Annotated in this window: 22 protein-coding genes and 4 tRNA genes; 12 read left to right on the top strand and 14 right to left on the bottom strand. The window is 70.5% G+C overall.

The window, feature by feature from the left end; all coding sequences use genetic code 11:
- Positions 1–86: 86 nt before the first annotated feature.
- Both KJK29_RS19740 and KJK29_RS38890 read left to right on the top strand, forming a co-directional pair.
- Positions 87–161, top strand: a tRNA-Asp gene (locus KJK29_RS19740).
- Positions 162–316: 155 nt separating this feature from the next.
- Entirely contained in the window at positions 317–526 is a 210-nt protein-coding gene (locus tag KJK29_RS38890; protein ID WP_251057866.1) for a DUF6274 family protein, read from the top strand.
- 380 nt (positions 527–906) lie between these two features.
- Here the strand turns inward: KJK29_RS38890 and bldC are convergent, their stop codons facing one another.
- Together bldC and KJK29_RS19730 are read right to left on the bottom strand one after the other, a co-directional pair.
- Positions 907–1,113: a developmental transcriptional regulator BldC gene (gene bldC, locus KJK29_RS19735; protein WP_003949541.1), complete on the bottom strand. Its 207-nt coding sequence runs from the start codon at positions 1,111–1,113 to the stop codon at positions 907–909.
- Between the two features lie 596 nt (positions 1,114–1,709).
- The gene (locus KJK29_RS19730) at positions 1,710–2,555 is read right to left on the bottom strand and encodes a hypothetical protein (protein WP_215120468.1); all 846 of its coding nucleotides are present in this window, start codon (positions 2,553–2,555) and stop codon (positions 1,710–1,712) included.
- Positions 2,556–2,778: 223 nt separating this feature from the next.
- Here KJK29_RS19730 and KJK29_RS19725 point away from each other — a divergent pair, with 223 nt between their 5' ends.
- Together KJK29_RS19725 and KJK29_RS19720 are read left to right on the top strand one after the other, a co-directional pair.
- The gene (locus KJK29_RS19725) at positions 2,779–3,882 is read left to right on the top strand and encodes a Leu/Phe/Val dehydrogenase (RefSeq protein ID WP_215120466.1); all 1,104 of its coding nucleotides are present in this window, start codon (positions 2,779–2,781) and stop codon (positions 3,880–3,882) included.
- A gap of 321 nt (positions 3,883–4,203) precedes the next feature.
- Positions 4,204–4,458, top strand: coding sequence for a DUF3073 domain-containing protein (locus tag KJK29_RS19720; protein ID WP_184593562.1), 255 nt, complete (start codon positions 4,204–4,206; stop codon positions 4,456–4,458).
- Positions 4,459–4,551: 93 nt separating this feature from the next.
- On the opposite strand, the gene purM is transcribed toward KJK29_RS19720, so the two are convergent.
- From purM to purS, 9 genes are all read right to left on the bottom strand, one after another.
- The gene (purM, locus tag KJK29_RS19715; protein ID WP_215120465.1) at positions 4,552–5,646 is read right to left on the bottom strand and encodes a phosphoribosylformylglycinamidine cyclo-ligase; all 1,095 of its coding nucleotides are present in this window, start codon (positions 5,644–5,646) and stop codon (positions 4,552–4,554) included.
- Positions 5,647–5,690: 44 nt separating this feature from the next.
- Entirely contained in the window at positions 5,691–7,220 is a 1,530-nt protein-coding gene (gene purF, locus KJK29_RS19710; protein WP_215120463.1) for an amidophosphoribosyltransferase, read from the bottom strand.
- Positions 7,221–7,283: 63 nt separating this feature from the next.
- Positions 7,284–8,063: an META domain-containing protein gene (locus tag KJK29_RS19705; RefSeq protein ID WP_215120461.1), complete on the bottom strand. Its 780-nt coding sequence runs from the start codon at positions 8,061–8,063 to the stop codon at positions 7,284–7,286.
- A gap of 37 nt (positions 8,064–8,100) precedes the next feature.
- Positions 8,101–8,898, bottom strand: a complete 798-nt coding sequence (locus tag KJK29_RS19700) for a maleylpyruvate isomerase family mycothiol-dependent enzyme (protein ID WP_215120459.1) — start codon at positions 8,896–8,898, stop codon at positions 8,101–8,103.
- Between the two features lie 9 nt (positions 8,899–8,907).
- On the bottom strand, positions 8,908–9,741 hold the full coding sequence (locus tag KJK29_RS19695) for a M23 family metallopeptidase (RefSeq protein WP_215120458.1): 834 nt from the start codon (positions 9,739–9,741) through the stop codon (positions 8,908–8,910).
- A gap of 21 nt (positions 9,742–9,762) precedes the next feature.
- Entirely contained in the window at positions 9,763–10,263 is a 501-nt protein-coding gene (locus tag KJK29_RS19690; protein WP_215120457.1) for an ArsR/SmtB family transcription factor, read from the bottom strand.
- A 134-nt stretch (positions 10,264–10,397) separates the two neighbouring features.
- Positions 10,398–12,656 (bottom strand): phosphoribosylformylglycinamidine synthase subunit PurL, encoded by a 2,259-nt coding sequence (gene purL / locus KJK29_RS19685; RefSeq protein WP_215120455.1) that lies wholly within the window; start codon positions 12,654–12,656, stop codon positions 10,398–10,400.
- Entirely contained in the window at positions 12,653–13,333 is a 681-nt protein-coding gene (gene purQ, locus KJK29_RS19680) for a phosphoribosylformylglycinamidine synthase subunit PurQ (protein WP_215120454.1), read from the bottom strand. The genes purL and purQ overlap by 4 nt, the downstream gene beginning before the upstream one ends.
- Positions 13,330–13,593: a phosphoribosylformylglycinamidine synthase subunit PurS gene (purS, locus tag KJK29_RS19675; RefSeq protein WP_010045045.1), complete on the bottom strand. Its 264-nt coding sequence runs from the start codon at positions 13,591–13,593 to the stop codon at positions 13,330–13,332. The genes purQ and purS overlap by 4 nt, the downstream gene beginning before the upstream one ends.
- A gap of 268 nt (positions 13,594–13,861) precedes the next feature.
- Here purS and KJK29_RS19670 point away from each other — a divergent pair, with 268 nt between their 5' ends.
- From KJK29_RS19670 to KJK29_RS19635, 8 genes are all read left to right on the top strand, one after another.
- The gene (locus tag KJK29_RS19670) at positions 13,862–14,179 is read left to right on the top strand and encodes a histone-like nucleoid-structuring protein Lsr2 (protein WP_215120453.1); all 318 of its coding nucleotides are present in this window, start codon (positions 13,862–13,864) and stop codon (positions 14,177–14,179) included.
- 134 nt (positions 14,180–14,313) lie between these two features.
- Positions 14,314–14,385, top strand: a tRNA-Gly gene (locus tag KJK29_RS19665).
- Positions 14,386–14,465: 80 nt separating this feature from the next.
- Positions 14,466–14,538: transfer RNA gene (locus KJK29_RS19660), tRNA-Gly, on the top strand.
- Positions 14,539–14,700: 162 nt separating this feature from the next.
- Positions 14,701–15,672, top strand: a complete 972-nt coding sequence (locus KJK29_RS19655; protein WP_215120452.1) for an ABC transporter ATP-binding protein — start codon at positions 14,701–14,703, stop codon at positions 15,670–15,672.
- Positions 15,669–16,484, top strand: coding sequence for an ABC transporter permease (locus tag KJK29_RS19650; RefSeq protein WP_215120451.1), 816 nt, complete (start codon positions 15,669–15,671; stop codon positions 16,482–16,484). The genes KJK29_RS19655 and KJK29_RS19650 overlap by 4 nt, the downstream gene beginning before the upstream one ends.
- A 22-nt stretch (positions 16,485–16,506) precedes the next feature.
- Positions 16,507–17,910: a sensor histidine kinase gene (locus KJK29_RS19645; protein ID WP_215120450.1), complete on the top strand. Its 1,404-nt coding sequence runs from the start codon at positions 16,507–16,509 to the stop codon at positions 17,908–17,910.
- Positions 17,907–18,527, top strand: a complete 621-nt coding sequence (locus KJK29_RS19640) for a response regulator transcription factor (protein WP_215120449.1) — start codon at positions 17,907–17,909, stop codon at positions 18,525–18,527. Before KJK29_RS19645 ends, KJK29_RS19640 begins: the two co-directional genes overlap by 4 nt.
- Positions 18,528–18,549: 22 nt before the next feature.
- Positions 18,550–18,625, top strand: a tRNA-Gly gene (locus tag KJK29_RS19635).
- A 37-nt stretch (positions 18,626–18,662) separates the two neighbouring features.
- Here the strand turns inward: KJK29_RS19635 and KJK29_RS19630 are convergent.
- From KJK29_RS19630 to KJK29_RS19620, 3 genes are all read right to left on the bottom strand, one after another.
- A complete protein-coding gene (locus KJK29_RS19630; protein ID WP_215120448.1) occupies positions 18,663–19,562 on the bottom strand; it encodes a phosphoribosylaminoimidazolesuccinocarboxamide synthase in 900 nt (299 codons plus the stop codon).
- Between the two features lie 68 nt (positions 19,563–19,630).
- The gene (locus KJK29_RS19625) at positions 19,631–21,106 is read right to left on the bottom strand and encodes a N,N-dimethylformamidase beta subunit family domain-containing protein (RefSeq protein WP_215120447.1); all 1,476 of its coding nucleotides are present in this window, start codon (positions 21,104–21,106) and stop codon (positions 19,631–19,633) included.
- A 224-nt stretch (positions 21,107–21,330) separates the two neighbouring features.
- Positions 21,331–23,169, bottom strand: coding sequence for a hypothetical protein (locus KJK29_RS19620; protein ID WP_215124362.1), 1,839 nt, complete (start codon positions 23,167–23,169; stop codon positions 21,331–21,333).
- Positions 23,170–23,363: the final 194 nt, after the last annotated feature.

Below are 23,363 nucleotides of genomic sequence, written 5' to 3'. Positions count from 1 at the left end.
GCACGTGGGGTGAGTTCGCGCAGGGCCCCACCCCTCCTGTACAGTCTCTTCTCGCAGCGCAACGCACGAATCGCACTGCGAAACCTGGTCCTGTGGAGCAGTTTGGAGTGCTCGCCACCCTGTCAAGGTGGAGGCCGCGGGTTCAAATCCCGTCAGGACCGCAGTACAAGAGCCCGGATCTTCGGATCCGGGCTCTTTTTCGTGCGTCCGGCCTCCGCAGGAGCCCCCGAGCCCCCCACGCCGTCTTGACGGCCCCTCGTTCGCTCGGTACCCAGAAACCAGGGACGTTCCCCGTGCGGCCCTCTGGAGGTGGCGTATGGCGGCATCGGCTAGGCACGAGACGCGGGCCCTGCTCCGCGCGCATCTGTCGGCCGCGTCGTCGTACCGGCACCTCACACGTCGCTGTCCGATCTGCCACCGCCTGCTGCGGCTGGCGATGGAGTCCGCTCCGGGCCGGCCTCAACACCCGTCCGAGCGTGGGGTGCTGGAGCCGGAGACTCCTCTACCGCACCGGCGTCAGAGCTAACAAGCCGCTCGGTATGTGACGGGTGTCACCGCATGAGTTTTGGAAAGTGCGGTACTTACACCCCACCTACAACAGGTCAATTTAATATGTGCAATTGCACCCCACCCGGGGCACCGCGCACAGGAGATCCGACACCCCTCCCCAGACTCCGACAAGGCCACTCACAGCAGGGCCGACGGCCCGGCGCCCGGCGCACAAAAAAGATCGCGCTGGACCCGGCGGAGTCCAACGCGATCTACGACGCACCCTGTTACATGCCTGCGAAGCTCTGACTGGCTTGGGCGTGGGACCTGTTGGGGCAGGACCCGCGTCGCTTGGAGCTAGGGTTCCGGACGCCGCGGCCAGTGGGGGACCAGCCGGTTTGTCCGGTATTCAATTGTTCAGGCCTCGCTGCGCTGCTGCGGAATGCCCGCGAGCAGAGCGCGGACCTCAGCCTCGCGGTAGCGCCGATGCCCGCCGAGCGTGCGGATCGACGTGAGCTTGCCGGCCTTCGCCCACCGCGTGACCGTCTTCGGGTCCACGCGGAACATGGTGGCGACCTCAGCCGGGGTCAGCAGCGGCTCGGCATCAGGGGTGCGAGCGGTCATGAGCGGCCTCCTCGGGAGAACCGAACCTTCTCGGTTCTTTCCTCTAAATTCTGCACCTTGACCCGCGTTGCCCGAAATGGCGGACGCGAGTCGAGTCGGTTATAGGACGAACGGCTTGTCCTCGGCACTACAACTACACCATCCGTCCAGCCTCGTCGGCCAAACCGATGGAATTGCCCCTCCAGGTGTTCATCAGCGACGGAAGCCGATGGACCATGCCATAGCGGACAGTCACGCCGCTGTGACGATCAGTCACAGCGGCGATCAGGAGTCACGAGACCCCCCAAAGCGTGCAATGCTGAGATTCCGCCCATAGTGCAGCACTACGGGACGGAAGGAGCCCCCCGGACTCCTTGTCCTATTTTGGCATGAGGAGGGGCAAGGGGCGCAAGAGCCACGTACGTGTAGTCCGTCACGCTTGGCCTACTTGGGAGGTACGCCCGGATCGGGTCGTACGTCCTTTGTTGACGAAGCCTCAGGAAACGCACAGTCCGCTTCAGGAAGTCGGTGCGAGGACAAAACCTCAAATCGGGCGGTTCGTCAAACGTCAGTTCGTGACCGTCCGCGAGCCGTCCGTAGGGTCACAAGGTCAGAGGTCAGTTGGCCGACCGCAGATCACGTACGGAACGCCACCGCTCCACCAGCCGCGCGTACGCCACCCCCGCGGCCGTGCCGTCACCCCGGCGCAGCGCGGCGATCCCCTCGGCCACGTCCGCCGCCGAGTGGTCGTCCTCCAGGGCCCCGGCCGGCAGGGCGTGCACCAGGCCGCCGTAGTCCAGCTCCACGAGCGAGCGCGGGTGGAACTCCTCCAGCCAGCGTCCGACGTCCACCAGGCCGTCGATCAGCGGCCCCTCGTCCATGGCCTCCTTCAGGGCCCTGAGGCCCCGGGCCACCCGCCGCCGGGCCTGGACCATCGGCGTGCGGTAGCGCAGCACCGGCGGGCTGTCGACCGAGTCACCCTTGTCGTACTCCCGCTCCTCGTCGGAGACCAGCACGAACCAGTTGATCGGCACCTGCCAGGTCGCCGTACGGATCCACGGCCGGGCGTCCGGGTTGATCGCGAGCCAGCGCTCGTAGTCCTGGGTGGCCTGGTCCCGCAGGAAAGGCGGCAGGACCGCGTCCAGGACGGACTGGGGGAGCTCCTCGGAGAGCTCGTCCAGGGCCTGCCAGCCGCGCAGCCGGGTGCGCCAGGGGCAGACGCAGACGACGCCGTCGACATCGAGCACGAAGGCGTCCTCGCTCTCGTGCACCGGCACCGGGACCGGCGGGGTGGGCGCCAAGTCGGCCAGGGCGCGACGGAGTTCGTCCTGGTACGAGGGGCGGTCCGTACGACGGGCGTAGCGGGCCCAGTGGCTGCGCTCCGGCTCGGCGAAGGCGGCCAGCGGTTCGTACACGCGCAGATAGGTCGCGTAGGGGACGATCACCGAGGACACCTTGGGCACGCCTGCTCCCTCCCCCGCGCTCCGTCGCGAAAACCTGCGGAACCCACTCACAAACGCACGGGAAGACTATGCAAATCGTCGCACGGCTGTACTCCGCACGGAGGGGATCCTGTGCGCGGTGCCTCCCACGGGCGCACCAGGCTCTAATCTCATGCTCGACGGCTCCCGCCACCCATACGGGAGCCCAGCCCCACCCGCCGCAACTTACTCAGGAGTCACCACAGTGACCGACGTAGCCGGCGCGCCTGCTGATGTACTGCACACCCTGTTCCACTCGGATCAGGGGGGTCATGAGCAAGTCGTGCTCTGCCAGGACCGCGCGAGCGGCCTCAAGGCCGTCATCGCCCTCCACTCCACCGCCCTGGGCCCCGCGCTCGGCGGTACGCGCTTCTACCCGTACGCGACCGAGGCCGAGGCCGTCGCCGACGCGCTGAACCTCGCGCGCGGGATGTCGTACAAGAACGCCATGGCCGGACTCGACCACGGCGGCGGCAAGGCCGTGATCATCGGCGACCCGGAGCGGATCAAGAGCGAGGAGCTGCTCCTCGCCTACGGCCGCTTCGTGGCCTCCCTCGGCGGCCGCTACGTCACCGCCTGCGACGTCGGTACGTATGTCGCCGACATGGACGTCGTGGCCCGCGAGTGCCGCTGGACGACCGGCCGCTCCCCCGAGAACGGCGGCGCCGGGGACTCCTCCGTCCTCACCGCGTACGGCGTCTACCAGGGCATGCGCGCCTCCGCCCAGCACCTGTGGGGCGACCCGACGCTGCGCGCCAGGCGGATCGGCATCGCCGGCGTCGGCAAGGTCGGCCACCACCTGGTGGAGCACCTGGTGAAGGAGGGCGCCGAGGTCTTCGTCACGGACGTGCGCGAGGACGCCGTACGGCGGATCACCGAGCGGCACCGGGACGTGATCGCCGTCAAGGACACCGCCGAGCTGATCCGGGTCGCCGGGCTGGACATCTACGCCCCCTGCGCCCTGGGCGGCGCCCTGGACGACGACACCGTGCCCGTGCTCACCGCCTCGGTGGTCTGCGGCGCCGCCAACAACCAGCTCGCCCACCCGGGTGTGGAGAAGGACCTCGCCGACCGCGGGATCCTCTACGCGCCGGACTACGTGGTGAACGCCGGCGGTGTCATCCAGGTGGCCGACGAGCTGCACGGCTTCGACTTCGAGCGGTGCAAGGCGAAGGCGTCGAAGATCTACGACACGACGCTGGCCATATTCGCACGTGCGAAGGAGGACGGTATTCCGCCGGCCGCCGCGGCCGACCGGATCGCCGAGCAGCGGATGCACGACGCGGCCATGGCGCGCCGGGCGCGCTGAACCGGAGCGGATACGGGACTGACCCGGAGGGGTCTCGTACGTTTGGCCGGTACCCGTCGGTGGGCAGTTAGAGAGAACTCTCACTTCTACCGGCGGGTCGACCGCCGATAAGTGGTTAAAATCGCGGTTGACCAGCGAGGACGGGGCGCCTCGAGGGTCCTGGGCGCGGGCACGTCATGCGGGCGACGTACCGTATGGGCGCGGGCTCAGGTACCGTGGAAGCCCTACGGACACGGTCTCTCTGCGGAGAGTCCGTGCCGGACCATGAACGCGTGTCAAGACTCTGGGGCCGTCGAGCCCCGTCGTTGAGGGGGTCGAGCCATGGGGCGCGGCCGGGCCAAGGCCAAGCAGACGAAGGTCGCCCGCCAGCTGAAGTACAACAGCGGTGGGACTGACCTCTCACGCCTGGCCGAAGAGCTGGGTGCATCGCCTTCACATCCGCAGCCGCCTAACGGCGAGCCGGTGGTCGAGGACGATGATCAGGATGAGGACCTGTACGCACGGTACGCCGACCTCTATGAGGACGACGACGAAGATGAGGACGACCAGTCCTCACAACACCGTCGCGGCGCTTGACCCTGCACTGAGCACTCACCCGGTCGGTGACTTCGGTCACCGACCGGGTTCTGTGCTGCCCGCAGGGCCCGCAGGGTTGCGGACCCCCGTGCCTCAGCTCGCGTAGTCACCGATCAGGGCGGCGCCGGTGGTGTGCTCGCCCCGGTCCGTGATCTCTCCTGCCACCCAGGCGTCCACGCCGCGGTCGGCCAGGGTCGCCAGGGCCACGTCGGTGGACTCCTGGGGCACGATCGCGATCATGCCCACGCCCATGTTCAGGGTCTTCTCCAGCTCCAGGCGCTCGACCTGGCCCGTCCGGCCGACGAGGTCGAAGATCGGGGCCGGGGTCCAGGTGGAGCGGTCGACGATGGCGTGCAGCTCGTCCGGGATCACCCGGGCGAGATTGGCCGCGAGTCCGCCGCCGGTGATGTGGCTGAAGGCGTGCACCTCGGTGGTGCGCATCAGGGCCAGGCAGTCCAGCGAGTAGATCTTCGTCGGCTCCAGCAGCTCCTCTCCGAGGGTGCGGCCGAGCTCGTCGATGTGGGCGTCCAGCGCGAGGCCCGCCTGGTTCAGCAGGACATGCCGGACGAGGGAGTACCCGTTCGAGTGAAGACCGGAGGCCGCCATGGCGATCACCGCGTCACCCGTACGGATACGATCCGCGCCGAGCAGCCGGTCGGCCTCCACGACACCCGTGCCGGCGCCGGCGACATCGAAGTCGTCCGCGCCGAGCAGGCCCGGGTGCTCGGCGGTCTCGCCGCCGACCAGGGCGCAGCCGGCCAGGACACAGCCCTCGGCGATGCCCTTGACGATGGCGGCGACGCGCTCGGGGTGGACCTTGCCGACGCAGATGTAGTCGGTCATGAACAGGGGCTCGGCGCCGCAGACCACGATGTCGTCCATGACCATGGCGACCAGGTCATGGCCGATCGTGTCGTAGATCCCGAGCTGGCGGGCGATGTCGACCTTGGTGCCGACGCCGTCCGTGGCGGAGGCCAGCAGGGGACGCTCGTAGTTCTTCAGGGCGGAGGCGTCGAAGAGGCCGGCGAAGCCGCCGAGGCCGCCGAGGACCTCGGGGCGCTGCGCCTTCTTCACCCACTCCTTCATGAGGTCTACGGCGCGGTCGCCGGCTTCGATGTCGACACCTGCTGTTTTGTAGGAAGCAGATGCGGGGCTGGCGCCGCCCTCGGCACTGTGGGTCTCAGACATGGCTGTGAGAGCTTTCGTGTCGTACGGCAGGTGATACGGGCTGACTACGGGCGGCGGATCGCGTCGGCGGCGGCCGTGGCGGCCGGGCCGGCGGCCAGCTCGGTCTCCAGGAGCTGCTTGCCGAGCAGCTCGGGGTCCGGGAGGTCCATCGGGTACTCGCCGTCGAAGCAGGCGCGGCACAGGTTCGGCTTGGCGATGGTGGTCGCCTCGATCATGCCGTCGATGGAGATGTACGCCAGGGAGTCGGCGCCCATCGAGGTGCCGATCTCGTCGACGGTCATGCCGTTGGCGATGAGCTCGGCGCGGGTGGCGAAGTCGATGCCGAAGAAGCAGGGCCACTTCACGGGCGGCGAGGAGATCCGGATGTGGACCTCGGCGGCGCCCGCCTCGCGGAGCATGCGGACCAGGGCCCGCTGCGTGTTGCCGCGCACGATCGAGTCGTCGACGACGACCAGGCGCTTGCCCTTGATGACTTCCTTCAGCGGGTTCAGCTTCAGGCGGATGCCCAGCTGGCGGATGGTCTGCGAGGGCTGGATGAACGTACGCCCGACGTAGGCGTTCTTCACCAGGCCGGAGCCGAAGGGGATGCCGGACGCCTCCGCGTAGCCGATGGCGGCGGGGGTGCCGGATTCCGGGGTCGCTATGACGAGGTCGGCGTCGGCCGGGGCTTCCTTGGCGAGCTTGCGGCCCATCTCCACGCGGGAGAGGTAGACGTTGCGGCCGGCGATGTCGGTGTCCGGGCGGGCCAGGTACACGTACTCGAAGACACAGCCCTTGGGCTTCGCATCCGCGAATCGGGAGGACCGCAGGCCGTTCTCGTCGATGGCGACGAACTCGCCCGGCTCGATCTCGCGGACGTAGGAGGCGCCGCAGATGTCGAGGGCCGCGGACTCGGAGGCCACGACCCAGCCGCGCTCCAGGCGGCCGAGGACCAGCGGGCGGATGCCCTGCGGGTCGCGGGCCGCGTACAGCGTGTGCTCGTCCATGAAGACGAGGGAGAAGGCGCCCTTGACCTGCGGGAGGATGCTGTGTGCGGCGTCCTCGATGGTCAGCGGCTTGCCGTCCTCGTCGACCTGGGCCGCGAGGAGCGCGGTGAGCAGGTCGGTGTCGTTGGTCGCCGCGACGCGCGGGGTGCGGCCGCCCTCCTGCTTGGGCAGGTCGGCGACCATCTCGGCGAGCTGGGCGGTGTTGACCAGGTTGCCGTTGTGGCCGAGCGCGATGGAGCCGTGCCCGGTGGCACGGAACGTCGGCTGGGCGTTCTCCCACACGGAGGCACCGGTGGTCGAGTAGCGGGCGTGTCCGACCGCGATGTGTCCCTGGAGCGAGCCGAGGGAGGTTTCGTCGAAGACCTGGGAGACCAGGCCCATGTCCTTGAAGACAAGGATCTGAGAGCCGTTGCTGACCGCGATTCCCGCGGATTCCTGGCCTCGATGCTGGAGGGCGTAGAGCCCGAAGTACGTGAGCTTGGCGACCTCTTCGCCCGGAGCCCAGACACCGAAGACGCCACAAGCGTCCTGGGGGCCCTTCTCACCGGGGAGCAGGTCGTGGTTGAGTCGTCCGTCACCACGTGGCACGCCACCGAGTGTAGGCGAGGTCGACCACTGGTCCGAATTGGGGATTCCGGACTTTTTGGTGGATCACTGTTCGGCGACTGCTCGCACGCTCGTACCGTTTTCGCTGGTCAGCGTAAGAGTCTGATGATCGACTCCGTACTTCAGCTTCCCGTCGAAAAGACGGAGCAGGGTCTTCTCGCCGGTCATGAGTGAGTCTTCGCACATCATTCGGGTCGTGGCCGGAGGGCCCAGGGTGATATGGCCGTCGCGCACGGTGGCCTTGGCGTTCACCTTGTTGCAGCCGAGGCTTCCGGAGACGGTGCCCTTCTTCTCGTCGAAGGTGAGGTGGGCGCGGCCGTCGGCCGCCTCCGGGGTCGTGACGGTCCACTTGGTGCCGCTCAGCTCGGCGTCCTTGGCCTTGGTGAGACGGACGGTGTCGCCCTTGTCGGTGGTGAGGGTGAGGCGGTCGCCGTCCACCTTCGCCTTGAACTCCTGGTCGGAGAGGGTGCGGGCGAGGGCCTCCTCGAAGGCCATCGGCTTGTCCTCGCAGGCCATCTCCGTGGCCATGGTCTTGCTGAGCCGGACGCGGTCACCGTCGACGGTGGCGTCGGCGCCGAAGTTGTTGCAGCCGAAGCTGCCCTCGGCCCGGCCCTTGTCGATGGTCACGTGGGCGCCGGTGGGTGCCTTCTGGGTCTTGCCGTCGGCGGTGACGCTGTCCACGCTCCACCGCATGCCGGTCATCGCCGGCTTGTCGGCACCGACCGAACCGCTGCCGCTGTCCGCCTTCTCACTGCCGCAGGCCGCCATGAGCGGGACGAGCATGGCGGCGGCCGTCAGGGTCATGCGCTGCTTCTGCCTGTCCATGCCACTTCGACGGGGCAACCGGGGGGATCGGTTCCCCTCAGCTCAGCACGGGCAGGTACGCGTCCAGGTCGGCCCGCTCGCCGCTCGCGCTGACCTGGGCGTCGTGGAGCGCCTGCTTCCAGGTCAGCCGGCCGGTCGCCAGCCGGATCCAGGTCAGCGGGTCCGTCTCGACGACGTTGGGCGGGGTGCCCCGGGTGTGCCTCGGGCCCTCGACGCACTGCACGACCGCGTACGGCGGCACCCGGACCTCCGTCGAGCCGCCGGGTGCCTTCGCGGCGAGGGCGTCGGCGAGCAGCCGGGTGCAGGCGGCCAGGGCCTGACGGTCGTAGGGGATGTCCAGGCCGGGGACGGCGGTGTTGAGGTCGTCGGTGTGGACGACGAGTTCGACCGCGCGCGTGACGACGTAGTCGGCCAGGGGCAGGGCGCCCGCGCTGGTGGGGAGGAGCCGGGCGGCGGGGTGTGCGTCGAGGTTCGCGGTGAAGCGGTGCTCGGCGGCGGCGAGGTGGGTGTCGAGGTCCGGGTGCTCCTCGGCCAGGCGGCGGGCGGTGGCGGCGATGGCGGGGGCGTCCTCGGCTATGGCGAACGGCCAGTCGAGCAGCCGGGCGTCCTGCCGTACGGGCTCGGGCTCCGCGAGCAGCCGGTCCACGGCGTCCAGGGCCATGGCGCAGTGCGCGGCCAGCTCGCGCACGGTCCAGTCGCCGAGGCGCGTGGGCAGGGCCAGCCGGTCGGGGCCGAGGGTGGCCACGGCCCGGCGTATGTGCCCGAACTGGGCGAGCACGGCGGCCCGGGTCTTGGCGGGGTCGTAGGCGCGGGGGCGCTTCTTGGCCGGGGGCATGGGGTCAGACTAAGCAGGGGCTGTGACAGTCGGGGGTGCCTCGAAGGTCTGGCCGTTGCCGGGCACGCCGATGCCGGTCCAGGTGAAGGGGACGCCGCGGGCCGCGTCCGGGTCGGGGCCGTCCATGAGCTGGAAGTGCAGATGCGGCTCGGAGGAGTTGCCGGAGTTGCCGCAGCGGGCGAGGAGCTGTCCGGCCCGGACGCGGTCGCCCTCGCGGACGGTGAGGGAGCCGCGCTGGAGGTGGGCGTAGGCGGCGTAGGTGCCGTTGCCGAGGTCCAGGACGATGTGGTTGCCGAGGATCTGGCGGATGCCGGACATCTCCCGTACCGAGCCTTCGATCAGCATCAGGTAGAGCAGGCCGGGCAGTGAGTTGCGGCTGAGGTGGTCGCGCTGCCCGTCGGCGGCCCGTACGACCGTGGCGTCGGCGACCGCGAGGATCTCGGCGCCGAAGGCCGGGAAGTCCTCGGGGCGGCGGGCGAGCGGCCACAGCGGGCGGAAGGCGGGGCGGGCGCCCGGCTCGGGCTCGGCGAGGATGTCGATGGCGTACGTCTGCCCGTGGGCGTGGATGCCGTGGCTCGGGGTGCGGTCGGCGGGGCTGTTCAGCGCGGACCAGCGGCCGGTCACGGGCGGGGCGACGTCCAGGGGCTCCCGGGCCCGGCGCGGGCTGTCGGGGGCGCCGCCCCACCGGTTGGCGACGGTCATGACGGCGTACGCGAGGAGCAGCAGCAGGCAGTTCCACAGGATGGGGTAGCCCCAGCCGAAGCAGATATGGGCGATCACCACGCCGATGAAAACCAGCTGGAGGCCTTGGAAGGCCAGTGTGCCGAGCTTGCGTGCGGACATTCTGCCCCCGGTTCGTCGTGTCTAGGGCCTGGCCGTCGCCACCGCCACCAGCAGCGGTACGACGCGCTGGTCCGGTACTTCGTAGCGGCCCCGGCCGGTCGTGTGCAGCCAGCCGGTGGCGGTGAGCTGGCGCAGGTGGTGGTAGATCTGGCCGGTCGTGCCGACCTCGTCCAGCTCGGCGAGTTCGGCCGCGGTGCGCCGGCCGCCGAGGATCTCGTGGAGCAGCCGGAGCCGCACGGGGTGGCCGAGCGCCGCGAACGACTCGGCGGCCGTCGTCCAGTCCTCCTCCAGCAGTCCTTCCGTCAGGACGCCCATCTGCCAGACGTACGGCTCGCCCGTCGGCAGGCGCACGGAGCCGGTGTAGAGGATGCCGCCGTCGGCGGCCCCCAGCTCGGCCAGCTGCTCCTTCAGCCCGTTCAGCGCCCAGAAGTCGCTGTCGTCGAGACGGGGTCCGGCGCGGTGGGCGCCTTCGAGGGCCGCCAGACGGCGCTCCAGGTCGGCTACGCGTGCTTCGAGTTCCACTCCACAGAGATTACGGAACTACGTAATCTCGTGCAACCGTCGGCCCGGGCCCGCCGGAATCGGGGGACGACGTGTGGAGACACCTGTGCCCCGCCGAGTGGGACCTCGACGGGGCACAGTACGACTGCCTCGGGTCAGGCCAGCAGCGCCGGGATCGTCGCCTCGTGCGTCTCACGCAGCTCGGACAGGGGGAGGGTGAACTCGCCCTGCAGCTCCACCGAGTCGCCGTCGACGACACCGATGCGGGTGGCCGGGAGGCCCCGCGCGCCGCACATGTCGTTGAAGCGGAGCTCCTCGGAGCGCGGCACGGCCACGACCGCGCGACCCGCCGACTCGGAGAAGAGGAAGGTGAAGGCGTCCAGACCGTCCGGGACGATCAGGCGGGCGCCCTTGCCGCCGAGCAGCGCCGACTCGACGACCGCCTGGATCAGACCGCCGTCGGACAGGTCGTGCGCGGAGTCGATCATGCCGTCGCGGGAGGCGGAGATCAGGATCTCGGCGAGCAGCCGCTCGCGCTCCAGGTCGACCTTGGGCGGCAGACCGCCGAGGTGGTCGTGGACGACCTGGGACCAGGCCGAGCCGCTGAACTCCTCACGCGTGTCGCCGAGGAGGTAGAGCAGCTGCCCCTCCTCCTGGAAGGCGACCGGCGTACGGCGGGCCACGTCGTCGATCACGCCGAGCACCGCGACCACCGGGGTCGGGTGGATGGCGGCCTCGCCCGTCTGGTTGTAGAGGGAGACGTTGCCGCCGGTCACCGGGGTGCCCAGCTGCTGACAGGCGTCCGCCAGACCGCGCACGGCCTCCGCGAACTGCCACATCACCGCCGGGTCCTCGGGCGAGCCGAAGTTCAGGCAGTCCGAGACGGCGAGCGGCTTCGCGCCGGTCGTCGCGACGTTGCGGTACGCCTCCGCCAGGGCCAGCTGGGCGCCGTGGTACGGGTCCAGCTTGGCGTAGCGGCCGTTGCCGTCGGTCGCGATGGCCACGCCGAGGCCGGACTCCTCGTCGATCCGGATCATGCCGGAGTCCTCGGGCTGGGCGAGGACCGTATTGCCCTGCACGAAGTGGTCGTACTGCGAGGTGATCCAGGACTTGGAGGCCTGGTTCGGGGAGCCGACCAGCTTCAGGACCTGGTCCTTCAGTTCCGCCGACGTCTCCGGCCGGGGCAGCTTGTTCGCGTCGTCCGCCTGGAGGGTGTCCTGCCAGGACGGGCGGGCGTAGGGGCGCTCGTAGACCGGGCCCTCGTGCGCGACCGTGCGCGGGTCGACGTCGACGATCTTGCCGCCGTGCCAGTAGATCTCCAGGCGGTCGCCGTCGGTCACCTCACCGATGACGGTGGCGATGACGTCCCACTTCTCGCAGATCTCCAGGAAGCGGTCGACCTTCTCGGGCTCGACGACCGCGCACATGCGCTCCTGCGACTCGCTCATGAGGATTTCCTCGGGCGAGAGCGTGGAGTCGCGGAGCGGTACGTCGTCCAGGGTGACGCGCATGCCGCCCGAGCCGTTCGACGCCAGCTCGCTCGTCGCGCAGGACAGGCCCGCGGCGCCGAGGTCCTGGATGCCGACGACCAGCTTCTCCTGGAAGGCCTCCAGGGTGCACTCGATGAGGAGCTTCTCCTGGAAGGGGTCACCGACCTGGACGGCCGGGCGCTTCGACGGCTTCGCGTCGTCGAAGGTCTCGGAGGCCAGGATCGAGGCGCCGCCGATGCCGTCACCGCCGGTCCGGGCCCCGTAGAGGATGACCTTGTTGCCCGCGCCGGAGGCCTTCGCGAGGTGGATGTCCTCGTGCCGCATGACGCCGATGGCACCGGCGTTGACCAGCGGGTTGCCCTGGTAGCAGGCGTCGAAGACGACCTCGCCGCCGATGTTGGGCAGGCCCAGGCAGTTGCCGTAGCCGCCGATGCCCGCGACGACGCCCGGCAGGACGCGCTTGGTGTCGGGGTGGTCGGCCGCGCCGAAGCGCAGCGGGTCGACGACGGCGACCGGGCGGGCGCCCATCGCGATGATGTCGCGGACGATGCCGCCGACACCCGTGGCCGCGCCCTGGTAGGGCTCGACGTAGGAGGGGTGGTTGTGCGACTCCACCTTGAAGGTGACCGCGTAGCCCTGGCCGACGTCCACGACACCGGCGTTCTCACCGATACCGACGAGGAGGGCGTCGCTCTGCGGGGCCTTCTCGCCGAACTGGCGCAGGTGCACCTTCGACGACTTGTACGAGCAGTGCTCGGACCACATGACCGAGTACATGGCCAGCTCGGCCCCGGTGGGCCGGCGGCCGAGGATCTCCACGACCCGCTCGTACTCGTCCTTCTTCAGGCCCAGTTCGGCCCAGGGCAGCTCGACGTCGGGGGTCTCGGCCGCGTGCTCGACCGTGTCCAGAGGCGTCCGGCTCATGCGTTGACCAGCTTCTTGAGGATCGAGGTGAAGAACGGCAGACCGTCGGTACGACCGGTACCGATCAGCGGCTCGACGGCGTGCTCGGGGTGCGGCATGAGGCCGACCACGTTCCCGGCCGCGTTGGTGACGCCGGCGATGTCCCGCTGCGAGCCGTTGGGGTTGAAGTCGAGGTAGCGGAAGGCGACGCGGCCCTCGGCCTCCAGCTGGTCGAGCGTGTACGCGTCGGCCACGTACTGCCCGTCGTTGTTCTTCAGCGGGATGTGGATCTCCTGGCCGGCCGTGTAATCGGTGGTCCAGGAGGTCTCGGCGTTCTCCACGCGCAGCTTCTGGTCACGGCAGATGAAGTGCAGGTGGTCGTTGCGCAGCATCGTGCCCGGGAGCAGATGGGCCTCGGTGAGGATCTGGAAGCCGTTGCAGATGCCGAGCACCGGCAGACCGGCCTTCGCCTGCTCCAGCAGGGGCTCCATCACCGGCGAGAAACGGGCGATGGCCCCGGCGCGCAGATAATCGCCGTAGGAGAAACCACCGCACAACACCACGGCGTCGACCTGCTTGAGGTCCTTGTCCTTGTGCCAGAGGGCGACCGGCTCGGCGCCCGCGACCCGGATCGCGCGCTGCGTGTCCCGGTCGTCCAGACTGCCGGGAAAAGTGACCACGCCAATACGAGCGGTCACTTCACGGCCTCCGCGACTTCCTCGACCCGGACGGTGAAGTCCTCGATCACGGTGTTCGCGAGGAAGGACTCCGCAAGATCGTGAATGCGGGCGAGGGCGGCCTCGTCGACCGGCCCGTCAACTTCCAGTTCGAAACGCTTTCCCTGGCGGACGTCCGAGATCCCCTCGAAACCCAGCCGCGGCAGTGCGCGCTGCACCGCCTGGCCCTGGGGGTCGAGGATCTCCGGCTTGAGCATGACGTCGACTACGACGCGTGCCACTGGCACTCCCGGTGTGTGGTGCTGAGCAGGTCCCTTCAGACTACCCGCACAAAATTTCTACGCGCGTCGACTTGTAGGAAACTACGTGACGGCCATCACGATCCCGCATCGTCGGGGCCCTGCGCGAAAATTTCCAGGAAAGATTCCGGGTCGACACCCGAAACCTATTGCGTTCGGACACGCGGAAGGATTTAGTCGAACTTCACAATGCATTGCGCGGCACTGTACAAATAAATTAGGCAAGTGCCGCAGGAAGGGACCGATATTCGTGGCGCAGAAGGTCGTGGTCACTCTCTTTGACGACATCGACGGCTCGGAAGCGGCGGAAACGATCGCTTTCGGACTGGACGGCAAGTCGTACGAGATCGACCTGAACGAAGGCAATGCCGACGAACTGCGGAAGGCGCTCGCGCCTTACGTGGAAGCCGGCCGCAAGCGGTCCCGCTCGGGCAAGGCGTACCGGCAGACGGAGGTCGCCCCCGACCCGTCCGCCGTGCGGGCCTGGGCCCAGGCCAACAAGATGGACGTCCCCGCGCGCGGGCGCATCCCCAAGAAGGTCTACGAGGCGTTCACCGCCGCGCAGTGACGGCCCGGTGAGCCCCGGCCGGCCGCCGGCCATCCGCCCCTCGCGTCAACCGACTTGCGCAGCCCCCCGGCTGATCAGTTAGAGTCTGGAGCACGCCGAGGGGCGAGGCCGAAAGGCCCAGCTCACGGAAACATGCGGGTGTAGTTCAGTAGTAGAACATCCCCCTTCCAGGGGGAAGGCGCAGTGTGCGATTCCTGTCACCCGCTCTGCAACGCGTACCGACCACTCTTGTGGATCAGGTAGGCTGGTGCACGCACCGATCGGTGAGAGCCGGTCGGGGGCAATTGCGGACGTAGCTCAGTTGGTAGAGCGCAACCTTGCCAAGGTTGAGGTCGCGAGTTCGAACCTCGTCGTCCGCTCGGGAATCAGACCCCGGTCCTTCAGGACCGGGGTCTTTTCGTGTCTCCAGTGGGACCGTCTCCAGTAGGCCCGTCTCTCCGGTGGGCCCGTCTGACATTTGTCATGCCGAGTGATGACAGCGCGCACTGCTGAAGAGCCGCCCCGGGCGGAACGCTGAAGGCATGGAAAACAACGGACACGAACACGTGATTGAGGTCACTGACCTGCGGCGTGTGTACGGGGGCGGGTTCGAGGCGGTCAGCGGAATCAGCCTTTCCGTACGACGCGGGGAGATCTTCGCGCTGCTGGGGACCAACGGCGCGGGCAAGACATCGACCGTGGAACTGCTGGAAGGGCTCGCGCCGCCGACCTCCGGGACGGTGCGGGTGCTCGGCCACGACCCGTACACCGAGCGGGCCGCCGTCCGCCCGCGCACCGGCGTCATGCTCCAGGAGGGCGGCTTCCCCTCGGAGCTGACCGTCGCGGAGACCACGCGGATGTGGGCGGGGTGCGTGAGCGGGGCCCGGCCACCCGCGGAGGTCCTCGCGCTGGTCGGCCTGGAGTCGAAGGCCGGCGTCCGGGTCAAGCAGTTGTCCGGCGGGCAGCGGCGCCGCCTGGACCTGGCGCTCGCCCTCCTCGGCCACCCCGAGGTGCTCTTCCTGGACGAGCCGACCACCGGACTCGACGTCGAAGGCCGCCGGGAAACGTGGGAGTTGGTGAGCGCGCTGCGCGACGGCGGTGCGACGGTGCTGCTGACCACGCACTATCTGGAGGAGGCCGAGAACCTCGCCGACCGGCTGGCGATCATGCACGAGGGACGCATCGCCACCACCGGGACCCCGGCCGAGGTGACCGCCGCCGAGCCGTCGCGGATCTCCTTCGAACTGCCCGACGGCTACTTCGTGGGCGATCTGCCGCCGCTCGGCGACCTGGGCGTGACCGGGCACGAGACCGACGGCCGGATCGTCCGGCTCCGCACCCATGAACTGCAGCGCGCTGCCACCGGACTGCTGCTGTGGGCCGAGCGGACCCGCGTGGAACTGCGCCGCCTGGACGTGCGGTCGGCCTCCCTGGAGGAGGCGTTCCTCGGCATCGCCAAGGAGGCCTCCGCGGGACGGGCCACGGCAACGACGACGAAGGAGTACGCGGCATGAGTGCCACCCGGACCACGCCCCGCCCGGCGCCCGGCACGAAAACCGAGGGCACCACGCCGGTGAGCCGCATGACGGCGCTCGCCCGCGCCGAACTGACCCTGCTCGGGCGGAACAGGGGCGCGCTCGTCGCCGCACTGTTCGTGCCGATCGTGATGCCGGTCAGCGTGCGGTCGGCGGCCCAGGAGATGGACCTCGCGGGAGCGGGGCTCGACGCCGGCACCCTGGTGCTGCCCGCCGCGGTCGGCTTCTCCCTGCTGTTCGCCGTCTACTCGGTGCTCGTCGGCGTCTTCGTCGTCCGGCGCGAGGAACTCGTCCTCAAGCGGCTGCGCACCGGTGAGCTGCGGGACACCGAGATCCTGGCCGGCTCCGCCATGCCCGCCGCCGTCACCGCGCTCGTGCAGTGCCTGCTGCTCGCGGCGGGCTGCACCGTGCTGCTGGACATGTCCGCGCCGTCCGCGCCCCAGCTGGCCGTCGTGGGCCTGCTGTTGGGGATCGTGCTGTGCACCGCCCTCGCCGCGGTCACCGCCGGTTTCACCCGGACCGGCGAGAGCGCCCAGGTCACGCCCATGCCGCTGCTGATCATTTCGATGATGGGCTCGGGCATGTTCTTTCCGCTGGAGCTGCTGCCGGACCGGCTCGCCTCCCTGTGCGAACTGCTGCCGCTGACGCCCGTCGTCACCCTGGTGCGCGGCGGCTGGACCGGCGACCTGTCGGCGTACGAGGCGCTGGGCGCGGTGGCGACGGCGGTGGCCTGGATCCTCGTGTCGGTGTTTGCTGTACGGCGGTGGTTCCGCTGGGAACCGCGACGCTGACCGGAGGGGGAGGGACGGGCTGATGCGGGGGCCGGGTGGGTGGTGGCGGCGGCAGACCACGCCGGAGAAGGTCGAGACGTACACGCGGTGGTCGTTCCAGTCCTTCGCGGTGACCGAGTTCGTCATGGTCGGGCTCATGGCGGTGGTCCCGCTGGGGATGTGGCTCGGGGCCGGGCTGCTGCTCATGTCGGCTGTGCACGCCGCGGTCTGCATGGTCACCGTGTCGCGGTCGCTGGACTGGACGCGCGGCAGGCGGCCGCAGCCCGTCCGGCTGCTGTGGGCGCTGGCCGCCGTGACCGCCGCGGTCTGCGCCGTCGCGATCGGCGTCGCCGACCACGGGCCGCGCGGCGAGAGCGTGGACACCGCCGCGAGCGGGGTCCTCGGCATCGTCGGCATCATCGGGATCGGCACCATCGCCCTCGGCGTCCGCGAGCGGCGGCAGGTGTTCGCGATCGTCGCGGGCTTCGCGACGATCTCCTGGCTCGTCGCTTTCACCCGGGGCGCCTCGCTGGGCGCCTCGCTCTTCACGGCGGTGGTGGCGTTGCTCGCCGGCGGGGTGCTCGCCTTCACGGCCGTCGTCTCCGTGTGGCTGCTCGACATCGTCTACCGACTCGACGAGGCCCGCGAGACCCGGGCCCGGCTCGCCGTCGCCGAGGAGCGGCTCCGGTTCGGGCGTGATCTGCACGACGTCATGGGGCGGAACCTCGCCGTGATCGCGCTCAAGAGCGAACTGGCCGTGCAACTGGCCCAGCGCGGGCGGCCGGAGGCCGTGGCCCAGATGGTCGAGGTGCAGCGGCTCGCGCACGAGTCGCAGCGGGAGGTGCGGGAGGTCGTCCGCGGCTACCGCGAGGCCGACCTCACTGTGGAACTCGCCGGGGCGCAAGGGGTGCTGGCCGCGGCCGGCATCGACTGCACGGTGAGCGGGGCGACGGCGGCCGGGCTGCCGGTCGCGGTGCAGTCCGCCCTGGGGTGGGTGGTGCGGGAGGCCGCGACGAATGTCCTGCGGCACGGGGACGCGCGGCGGTGTGCGGTGCGGTTGTGGGTGCGGGAGGGGCGCGTGGTGTTGTCGGTGGAGAACGACGGGGTGGAGAGCGACGGGGCGGAGAGCGACGGGGCGGAGAGCGACAGGGTGGAGAGCGAGGCGGGGGCCGGGGCCGGGGCGGCCGGGTCTGTCGGCTCTTCCGGCTCTTCCGGCCCTTCCGGTTCTTCCGGCCCTTCCGGCTCTTCCGGATCGGGGATTGCCGGGTTGCGGGAGCGGCTGGCGGAGATCGACGGGACGTTGCAGGCCGGACCCGCGGGGCGGGGGCTGTTCCGGCTGACGGCGGAGATTCCGCTGCCGTCGGCGGCCGGCCCTTCCGGCTCCGCCGCCCGCTCCGGCCCCGCGTCCGTCGCCGCCGCGCGACCCGTGAGCGAGGTCACCCCATGACGGCCGTAGAGCCCGTACGGCTCCTGCTCGCCGACGACGAGCACCTCATCCGTGGGGCGCTCGCCGCGTTGCTGTCGTTGGAGGAGGACCTCATGGTCGTCGCCGAGGCGGCCACCGGGCCGGAGGCGCTGGCGATGGCCCGGGCGCATGAGCCCGATGTCGCGGTGCTGGATCTTCAGATGCCCGGCGCCGACGGTGTGAAGGTCGCCACATCCCTGCGCTCCGAACTGCCCGGCTGCAAGGTCCTCATCGTCACCAGTCACGGGCGGCCCGGGCATCTGAAGCGGGCGCTGGAGGCCGGGGTGCGGGGGTTCGTGCCGAAGACCGTGAGTGCGCAGCGGCTCGCGGAGCTCATTCGTACGGTGCACGCCGGGAACCGTTACGTCGACCCGGAGTTGGCCGCCGACGCGATCGCCGCCGGGGACTCGCCGCTGACCGCGCGGGAGGCGGAGGTGCTGGAACTCGCCGCCGACGGAGCGCCCGTGGCGGAGATCGCCGAGCGGGCCGCGCTGTCGCAGGGGACCGTACGGAACTATCTGTCCTCTGCGGTGTCGAAGCTCGGGGCGGAGAACCGGCATGCGGCGGTGCGGCTCGCACGGGAGCGAGGTTGGGTATAGTGGTTCCCGCGCCACGGCGCATGCGAACGTAGCTCAGTTGGTAGAGCGCAACCTTGCCAAGGTTGAGGTCGCGAGTTCGAACCTCGTCGTTCGCTCCATTTCGAAAGGCCCCCGGTTCTCCGGGGGCCTTTCGCGTTACGCCCAGGTCAGGCCCGTCAGGCGCTCGTACGCCTCCACGTACTTGGCGCGGGTGGCGTCGACGACCTGCTGCGGCAGCGCCGGCGGGGGCTGCTCGCTCTTCCTGTCCCAGCCGGACTCCGCCGAGGTCAGCCAGTCGCGGACGAACTGCTTGTCGTAGGACGGCTGCGCGCGGCCCGGCTCCCACTGGTCGGCCGGCCAGAAACGGGAGGAGTCCGCGGTGAGGACCTCGTCCGCGAGGACCAGGTCGTCGCCGTCGAAGCCGAACTCGAACTTCGTGTCCGCGAGGATGATGCCCCGCTCCCGGGCGATGTCCCGGCCCCGGGCGTAGACGGCCAGGGTCGCCTGGCGCAGCCGGGCCGCGGTGTCCGCGCCGACCTGGCGGGCGACCTCCTCGTAGGAGACGTTCTCGTCGTGCTCGCCGACGGCGGCCTTGGTGGCCGGGGTGAAGATCGGCGCGGGCAGTTCGCTGCCGTCGACCAGGCCCTCGGGGAGGGCAAGGCCGCAGACCGTGCGGGACTCCTTGTACTCGACCAGGCCCGAGCCGGTGAGGTAGCCGCGGGCCACGCACTCCACGGGAACCATCTGCAGGGACTTGCAGACCAGCGTGCGGCCCGCCCAGTCGGCGGGGGCGCCCGCGGGCAGTTCGGTGCTCAGGACGTGGTTCGGGGCCAGGTCGGCGAGCTGGTCGAACCACCACAGGGAGAGCTGGGTGAGGACCCGGCCCTTGTCGGGGATCTCGGTCGGCAGCACCCAGTCGTACGCGGAGATGCGGTCGCTGGCGACCATCACGAGGTCGCCCGCCTCGTTGCGGTACAGCTCGCGCACCTTGCCGGTGTGCAGGTGCACCAGGCCCGGAACCTGAATCGGCTCGGGCTTTTCTACGAATCCGGACACGGTTCCTCCCCGTGGTTCTGTCCAATGGCTTGATTCTCCCGTATGCACGGGTGATCACGGACAGTGGGTCAGTCGCGTTTGCAGATGCGGTCCAGAAGATTTGCGGTGGCGCGCTGGATGCGCGGGTCGACGTGGTCGGGGCGGTCCAGGGCCGGGGTCCAGGCGAACGTCCCGGATGCGAAGACCCAGGCGCCGGAGGGAGCGCGGTAGAGGGACGTCTCCTGGTGGCGCCGGGCGCCTTCCTTGTCGGTGTACGGGGAGTGCGCGAGCAGGATGCGCTCCTCGTGGTCGGGCAGCGGGGTGCGCGGGAAGTAGCGGTCGGCCTCGCCCGCGACCAGGCCCTCGATCTCGTCGCCCTCGTGCGCGCCGGAGGCCTCCCACAGCCAGTGATCGGCGTTGCGCACGATCAGGGGCCCCGGCTCGGGGACGTGCCCCGCGTACTGGATGCCGATGAGCTGCTGCTCCGCCCGGTCGATCTCCCGCCACAGCACCGGCTTCCCCGGGCCCCTGCGTTTGCGGCAGGTCAGCAGGCGGTCGGGGACTCCGGACGGGGAGGGGCCCAGTTCCACCTGCCAGTACATGGAGTTGGCGGAAAGGAAGACGAGCGAGGTGCCGGCGTCGCGGGCGAGCTCCACACCGGCGCGCATGGCGGCCGACCAGTACTCGTCGTGGCCCGGGAAGACCAGGCCGCGGTAGTGGGTGGGGTCGACGCGGCCCGCGTGCAGGTCGCTCGCCGTGGCGTAGGCGATGTCGTAGCCGTAGCGCTCGGCCCAGCGGATGAAGTCGTAGGCGTGGCCGACGTGGAGGGGAAGGCCCGCGCCCGCGTACGGACGGTCGAAGGAGACCGTCGTGGCCGCCTCCGACTCGCCCAGCAGCCGGCCCTCCTCGTCCCAGGCGTGGTACAGGCTGGCGCCGGTGCGGCCGTCCTCCGGGTAGAGGTTGTACGCCTGCCAGGTGATGTCGGGCAGGACGAGGAGCAGATCGGCGGGCTGGTCGTGGCGGACCGTGAACGGGACGTGGGAGCGGTAGCCGCCGGCGGTGGTGAGGACGGCGACGTACGCGCCGATGTTCCAGTACGACGGGACCTGGAGCCGCCAGGAGAGCCACCAGTGGTGGCACGAGATCGTACGGTCCGCGGTGAGCGGGGCGGGCTGGACGATGCCGGAAAGTCGCGGGCTGGTGGTGATCTTGGCGGCGCCGTCACCGCCGTAGTGGCCGATGCGGTAGATGTCGACGCCGAACTCCTGGGGCGGGTCGACCGTGATGTGGAAGTCGATGGCGTCGCCGGGGGCGACCGCGCCGGTGGAGGTGAAGCCCTTGATCTGGCGGTTGACGTCGTCGGCGGCGCGGGGGCCGTTGGAGCGGGTGGATTTCCTCGGGGCGTGGGGCGCGTCCTGGTCCACGTACCAGGGGACGACCTGGCCGGTGTCGTCGAAGTACGTCACCGTGCCGCGCAGCCACGGAACGGGGCCCTGTCCGAAGGGATCCGTCACGGCGTGCGCCAGCGCTCCCGACTCCCAGCGGCGGATCTGCTCCGAAGCCATGGCTGCTTCCCCTCCCCTTCGCCCCCGTGGTGGTGCGTACTGGTGTGGTGCGTGTGGTCTGTGCGGTGAGTACGTCCCCGTGTGGCGCCGTCGCGCTTATGTGCTTGTCGTATGTCGTCAGCTCTTGCCATGTGCGCGAACGGTCCAAGCACATCACATAACGCGCGCACTTCGTCACTGTTCGTTTCGAATTGGCCAGAAGTGGAAGCGGGTGCTCCGGCGGGTCAGACGAGCCGGACCGGCTTCTCCGGGCGTATCCCCAGCTCGGCCAGCCAGGCGCGCAGGGGCGTGGGGTCGCCCTCCTCGATCAGGGTGAGGATTTTGGGCGCGAGATCGGCGGTCCGCTCGCCGTTGTGAAGGAGCGTGGGGCCGTCCAGCCAGTCCAGGCCGGGCGTCGCTCCGGCGGTGTCCATCGCGGCGCAGCAGATCATCGCCGTGAGGTGGTCCGCGAGCAGTTCACGGGCCGTGCGCGGGGGCTGGAGGGGGAAGAGGGGCAGGGCTCGGTCGTCCCAGAGGGCGAGGGGGTCCGGGGCGGCGGGGGAGCTGCCGCCGGCCGGTGAGCCGCCGGTCGACGGGCGGGGTGCCGCGGCGGCCTCTTCGCGGGCCAGCTCGGCGCTGAGGCGGGCGGCCAGGGCCGCGCTGCGGGGGGTGGTGCCGGAGAGGTCTTCTTCGTCCTCGTACGCGTCTTCGCTGTCGCTGGGGGGAGGGGCTGATTCCGGGGTTCTGGTGGGGAAGGGCGCTTCGCCGGTCGGGGCGGTGCTTCTGGGGGGCGGGGAGGCTTCGCCGGCCGGGTCCGTCAGGTGGTCCAGGACGCGGGACAGGGTCGGGCTGCCGGTGGCGGGGGCGGCGGGGCCGGTGGCGGGACGGACGCCCATCGCGTCCAGGACGCGGTGGAGCCGGGCCGCGTCGATGCGCCACCTGCGGTCCACGACCTCCTCCGGATACTCGCTCCAGTCCACCGGCGCCCAGTCAGGGCCGGGTCCGGCCGGTCCGCCGTGGAAGAGGCGGGCGGCGAGCAGGGAGGCGGACTCGTCGACCGCGCCCGGCTCCTCGAGCAGATCGCAGGCGGGCCGCTCCCCGAGCCGGGACGCGAAGCCCTCGGCCAGGCGGTCGCGCCGGGACAGCTCCGTGAGCGCCGCCACCACACCGGCGTCCAGCCGGGACGGCCAGCGGCCCATCCGCCAGGCGGGCAGCGCGACGCGGGTCAGCAGCCGGTCCCAGCCCGCGTACGCCAGGCCCACCTGCTCCTGGGCGACGATCCGCAGCCCGTAATCCACAGCCTGTGCACGCTCCGCGGCCGCGGCCGCCACGCCCCGCTCCAGCTCGGCGGCGGGAAGGCGGCAACTGCGCAGCAGCAACCGGGCCACCCAGCCGACGCCGGCCAGCACGGCTCGCGACACCGGGTCGCGGCGGGGCGCCGAGGTCACGGCCACCGCGGCGTCGAGGCCCCGGACGAAGCGCCGGGCCGCGGCTATGTCCGGGTGGGCGGAGGGGCCCGTACCGGCGACGACCGGGGCGAGGACCGCCCGCAGCTCGCCGACCCGCATCCACCACAGGAAGGGAGAGCCGATGACGAGGACCGGCGCGACCGGGTGCCGACGGTGCGCCTGCTTCCCCGCGCCCGCTATGTCGTCGTGCTCCTCGACCGGGGGCGGGCCGTGGGCCGGATGCGTACGGTCCTCCAGCCAGCTGTCGCAGTCCGGTGTGAGCGCTATCGCGGAGGGGGCCGGGACCTCGAGGCGGTCGGCCAGGTCGCGCACCATCCGGTACAGATCGGGAGCCGCCTCCTCGGCGATCGGGACGGTCGGGCTCATGGCCGGACGGGCCCGGGCGACGACCAGGGCGATCCCGGCGGCGGCGAGCAGCACCAGGACGGCGACCGGCGTCAGGACCCAGCGGGCGGCGTCCCAGCCGGGGCCGACGAGACGGCCGGAGAACGACCCCGCGAGCAGGATCACGGCGACGGCCGCGGGCAACAGGGCGACGGCCAGCGCGCGGCTGCGGATGCGCAGCACGACCAGAGCCCGTGCCCGCGCGATCTGCGCGCCTGCCTCCACACCCATACCGGTCACGACCGACCTCACCCCCTCCCCGTTGACCTGACGCTTTCCTTGCTCACTCCCCCACTGTGGCACCCGCCACTGACATCGCAATGCCGGTGGGCCAAGTGCCGGAACGCTTGCGCCGCACCCTAGTTGGGGCTCAGCCCCCCGTCAGCCGGATAGGGCATCGGTCACTCGATGGAATGGCTTTGGGG

The organism is Streptomyces koelreuteriae (assembly GCF_018604545.1).
Classification (GTDB): Bacteria; Actinomycetota; Actinomycetes; order Streptomycetales; family Streptomycetaceae; genus Streptomyces; species Streptomyces koelreuteriae.
The sequence above is the reverse complement of the archived record's forward strand: the minus strand, read 5'-3'. Positions and strand labels throughout refer to the sequence as shown.